Source organism: uncultured Nostoc sp., from assembly GCF_937863485.1.
Lineage (GTDB): Bacteria > Cyanobacteriota > Cyanobacteriia > Cyanobacteriales > Nostocaceae > Nostoc.
The window spans coordinates 1-3,003 of the sequence record NZ_CALMFY010000147.1; the positions used below are offsets into that span (position 1 = coordinate 1).

Genomic DNA, 3,003 nt, shown 5'->3' on the forward strand with positions numbered 1-3,003 from the left:
CGTCATCTGACTGTTCCAAAAGATATCATCATGTACTCTATTCCCCCATATACTCCTCAACTTAACCCCACCGAGTGTATCTGGCCATTACTTAGAGAACGATTAGCCAATCAAGTATTTGATACACTCGATTCTTTAGAGATTGTCTTGATTGAACGGTGTCAGTGGTTGATGAACAATCCAACCACTGTTAAAGGAGAAGTCGGATTTTCTTGGTTGTGTTCAATATCACGAAATGTAACAATACTATCTTTGGCAACTTCGTATTATCCACCAGTATTTGTGGTGTATTAATCGCCTCTGCTTGTAATATTGGTTTAACCCCCTTAGTGCGCTCAGATGTCCTAGCCTTAACTCGTGGCAGACTTACTTGGGTTGAGCAAAACTACATTCGTCCTGAAACTCTGATTCAAGCTAATGCACGATTAGTCGATGCTCAAGCTCAGATTCCTTTGGCGCAGATATGGGGAGGTGGCGAAATTGCATCAGCTGATGGTCTACGCTTTGTTGTGCCTGTACGTACCCTCAATGCCGGGGCTAACAGCAAGTATTTTGGTCAAGGGCGTGGTATTACTTATTACAATTTTACCTCGGACCAATTTACTGGTTTTCATGGTTTGGTTGTCCCAGGAACCTTGAAGGATTCTCTCGTGGTTCTGGTAGGGTTACTGGAACAACAGACCAGTTTGCGTCCCAGAGAATTAATGACTGACACCTCTGGCTACAGTAATGTGGTTTTCGGACTGTTCTGGCTGTTGGGTTATCAGTTCAGTCCGCGCTTAGCAGATGCGGGAGAAGCCCGCTTCTGGCGGCTCGACAAAAACACTGATTACGGGGTGCTAGATAAGTTAGCACGGGCTACAGTTAAGACAGAATTGATTGAGCAGAATTGGGATGATATGTTGCCAGTGGCAGGGTCTCTCAAGTTGGGAACTGTCAGTGCCTTAGAAATTATGCGGGCTTTGCATACAAGTAAAAAACCTTCTACTTTAACCAAGGCTATTGCAGAATTGGGGCGAATTTCTAAAACTTTGTATTTGCTTAACTATATCGATGATGAAGATTACCGTCGCCGCATCTTGGCCCAATTAAACCGAGGTGAGAGCCGTCATAGTTTAGCTAGATCTGTGTTTTTCGGTCGTCGAGGAGAGCTACGTCAAGCTTACCGGGAGGGGCAAGAGGAGCAATTGAGTGCATTGGGGTTAGTGGTTAACGTACTGGTGTTATGGAACACTTATTACCTGGATGTAGCTCTTAATCATTTACGTACTGAAGAGAAAACTGTCATGCCAGATGATGTAGCTCGCTTATCCCCTTTAGCACACGACCATATTAATATGTTAGGGCGCTACCACTTTCATTTGCCTGAGTCTTTAAAGAATGGCGGGATGCGTCCTTTGCGCTCTGATAAAAGTGCAGCAAAAGCATGGGCTGAAACTCTTTACTGGTAACTCTTTCAGCCTTAGCGTAAGTTTCTGCACGATTGCTACAAAAACCCCACTATGGGCTTAATCTTCAAGAGTATCGTTTATATGGGCACATAGTTAGACCAGCCGGAAAAGACGGATGTTTTGAATTAATCCCTAACATGGCAGCAATCTGTTTAATGAATGAAAAGACTGTCAGAAAAACCCTACAAATCTTGATTGCAGACAGGGAATTTTGGGCAAACTTCACACCTCATGCTGTGCCAAGTCGCAAAAAATCAAAATCACCTGTTGCATCCGTTTTAGAAGCAACAAAGACAGCTATCGAGGCTTTGAAAGTTGAGAAATAGAGCAGTTGAGTAAAAAGGCTCCTGTGCGGGGAGCAGAGGAAGAGGTGGGAGGGTGGGGAGATATTGCTTCTCACGCTCCTCCAGCAAATAGCTCTCTGCCCCTTGCCTCTTCTAAAAAGTTGACTGCGATCGCCGTTATAGTTTAGCCTCCAGTTTTAGATGAAGAAGCTGTACTACAAGACATGAGGAAATATCTTAATTGTGGCAGTGACATATTGAGGCACACCGCAAGGCGAGGTTATTTCTCTACTCCTTGCGACCATTGCCCTCCACGGGATGGAAAATCGGATACTCCAAGCCTTTCCTACAAAATGGAAAGGAAAACAAAGGATACAACAACCCCCTTCTATTATCCGATACGCCGACGACTTTGTGATTCTCCATGAAGACTTAACCGTTGTCCAAAGATGCCAGCAAATTATTGCTGAGTGGCTATCAAACATGGGTTTGGAACTGAAACCAAGTAAGACACGCCTGACCCATACTTTCAACAAGTATGACGACAATGAACCAGGATTTAATTTTCTTGGGTTCAATATCAAACAATTCCCGGCGAATAAACACACATCGGGAAAGAACATTAAGGGAATTTTACTTGGTTTCACAACAATCATTAGTCCCAGCCAAGAAAAGCAGACGGTACATTACATGACAAGTAGTTAGTACCATCAACACCCATAAAACAGCATCTCAAGTGAAGCTAATTGGGAAATTAAACCCAATCATTAGAGGATGGGCAAACTACTACTCGTGCGTAGTGAGCAAAGATGCTTACCGCCATCAAGATTATTTAATGTACCAGAAGTTAAAGGCATGGGCAAAACATCGCCACCCTAATAAATCTGGAAAATGGGTGTCAAATAAATATTGGCACACTAATGGCGGTGATAATTGGGTTTTTTCAACCACACAGGAAAAGAATCCCCTACGATTATTCAAACATGGTGAAACTCCTATAGTTCGTCATGAAAAAGTCAAAGGAGATGCTAGCCCTTATGATAGCAACCAAATTTACTGGAGTAAAAGAAGGGGCGCACATCCCGAAATGCCAACAAGAGTGGTAACACTCTTGAAGAAGCAGAAAGGAAAATGTACTCACTGCGGATTATACTTCCGCGAGGAAGATGTACTGGAAGTTAACCATGCAACACCCAAATTTAAAGGTGGAAAAGATCAATACCCAGTAAACCAAAAAGTTTTTCACCAAAGAGCGATCGCTAAAATAA

At 43.1% G+C, this 3,003-nt stretch carries 4 protein-coding genes and 2 pseudogenes; all 6 read left to right on the forward strand.

Annotation, left to right across the window (positions count from 1 at the left end; genetic code table 11):
• A pseudogene (locus Q0541_RS19180) lies at positions 1–294 on the forward strand (hypothetical protein); the annotation flags it as partial.
• Positions 267–1,451, forward strand: a pseudogene (locus Q0541_RS19185) (transposase); the annotation flags it as partial. The pseudogenes Q0541_RS19180 and Q0541_RS19185, both read left to right, overlap by 28 nt.
• 155 nt (positions 1,452–1,606) lie before the next feature.
• Positions 1,607–1,777 carry a hypothetical protein gene (locus tag Q0541_RS19190; protein WP_298913652.1) on the forward strand — a complete coding sequence of 57 codons (171 nt, stop codon included), beginning with the start codon at positions 1,607–1,609 and terminating at the stop codon, positions 1,775–1,777.
• A 5-nt stretch (positions 1,778–1,782) separates the two neighbouring features.
• Positions 1,783–1,923 carry a hypothetical protein gene (locus Q0541_RS19195; RefSeq protein WP_298913655.1) on the forward strand — a complete coding sequence of 47 codons (141 nt, stop codon included), beginning with the start codon at positions 1,783–1,785 and terminating at the stop codon, positions 1,921–1,923.
• Between the two features lie 130 nt (positions 1,924–2,053).
• A complete protein-coding gene (locus Q0541_RS19200; protein WP_298913658.1) occupies positions 2,054–2,440 on the forward strand; it encodes a reverse transcriptase domain-containing protein in 387 nt (128 codons plus the stop codon).
• A gap of 31 nt (positions 2,441–2,471) precedes the next feature.
• On the forward strand, positions 2,472–3,003 hold a 532-nt coding region (locus Q0541_RS19205), incomplete at its 3' end, for a group II intron maturase-specific domain-containing protein (RefSeq protein ID WP_298913661.1).